This is a genomic window from Flexithrix dorotheae DSM 6795 (assembly GCF_000379765.1).
GTDB lineage: Bacteria > Bacteroidota > Bacteroidia > Cytophagales > Flammeovirgaceae > Flexithrix > Flexithrix dorotheae.
In genome coordinates, this window is the sequence record NZ_KB903529.1 from 1 (window position 1) to 1,202 (window position 1,202).

Annotated in this window: 2 protein-coding genes; both read left to right on the top strand. The window is 37.2% G+C overall.

The window, feature by feature from the left end:
- A partial coding sequence (locus A3EM_RS0141050) for an SDR family NAD(P)-dependent oxidoreductase (protein ID WP_020534058.1) occupies window positions 1–435 on the top strand: 435 nt, incomplete at its 5' end.
- Window positions 436–515: 80 nt separating this feature from the next.
- The gene (locus A3EM_RS0141055; RefSeq protein ID WP_020534059.1) at window positions 516–1,100 is read left to right on the top strand and encodes a TetR/AcrR family transcriptional regulator; all 585 of its coding nucleotides are present in this window, start codon (window positions 516–518) and stop codon (window positions 1,098–1,100) included.
- The last annotated feature ends 102 nt before the right edge of the window (window positions 1,101–1,202 follow it).

Genomic DNA, 1,202 nt, shown 5'->3' on the forward strand with positions numbered 1-1,202 from the left:
GTTAGCACTAATTTTAAAGGAGCTGTTTTTACTACCGAAAAGTTCATTCCGATTTTGAAAGACGGTGCCGCTATCATACACAACACCTCCGTTAGTGCGTTTACTTTTAGCGCAGGAACCGCAATTTACAGTGCAAGCAAAGCGGCTTTAACTGCATATAGTAAAACCGTATCTGTAGAATTAGCCCAAAGAAAGATTAGAGTGAATACGGTTGCACCGGCCATGACAGAAACAAGAGGGATTTACAAAGGAGAATTTGCAACTGTAGAAATTCACAAGTTTCTCAAGGAAAAAGTGATGCCATTTAACCGTTTTGCTGAACCTTCAGAAGTTGCCAGGTTGGTTGCATTTTTGGCCTCTGACGATGCTTCGTTTATTTCGGGGGGTGAATATACTATTGACAGCGGTGCATCTGTAAACGCTGTACGCTTGTAACTTTTTTTTTGCCACATATCCGGAACATTCGTTCCGGATATGTTACCTTTGTGGAATATTATTATTTTACAAAGGTTTATATGGCACGCACCAAAATATTTGATGAAAAATTGATATTAGACAAAGCAATGAATTTGTTTTGGCAAAAAGGCTACAATGCTACGACTGCACAAGATTTAGTTGATTACCTTGGCATAAGCCGTTCAAGTTTGTATGATACTTATGGAGACAAACATTCACTTTATGTAAAAGCATTGAAGCAATATCGTAAAGAACGGGTTGATCCCGTATTAAATGGGGTAGATACGGCTGAAGACATGGAAGTCTATATCCGCAATATTTTTGAAAGCATCAAAATAGAAGCACTTAGTGAAGAACGTTCAAAAGGCTGTTTTATGGTAAATTCAGCTGTTGAGTTAGCGCCTGTTGATCATGAAGTTGCCACGATTGCCAATTCTATTATGAAGGACACCGAAAAAGCCATAACCAAAGCCATAAAGATTGGACAAGAACAAGGGATGTTTACTTCAGCTCATTCGGCACGTTCATTAGCAAGATTTGTTTTTAATTCATTAAATGGCTTTCGTGTTACAATGAAATTTGATGCGAGCAAAAAAATGTTTGATGATATTGTCAATGTCTGTTTGTTTGCTTTGAAGGTCTGACGGGTTTTGATTTTGATAGTTGGTGCTAAAATAGTAACATAAAATAAAACCTGATAGCCTTCTAATTTCATCACGAATATAATGAAACTTTTCAGACTATCA

Excerpts from the sequence above, each read along its gene's own strand:
- A3EM_RS0141055 (WP_020534059.1), top strand. The coding sequence starts at position 516 with ATGGCACGCACCAAAATATTTGATGAAAAATTGATATTAGACAAAGCA.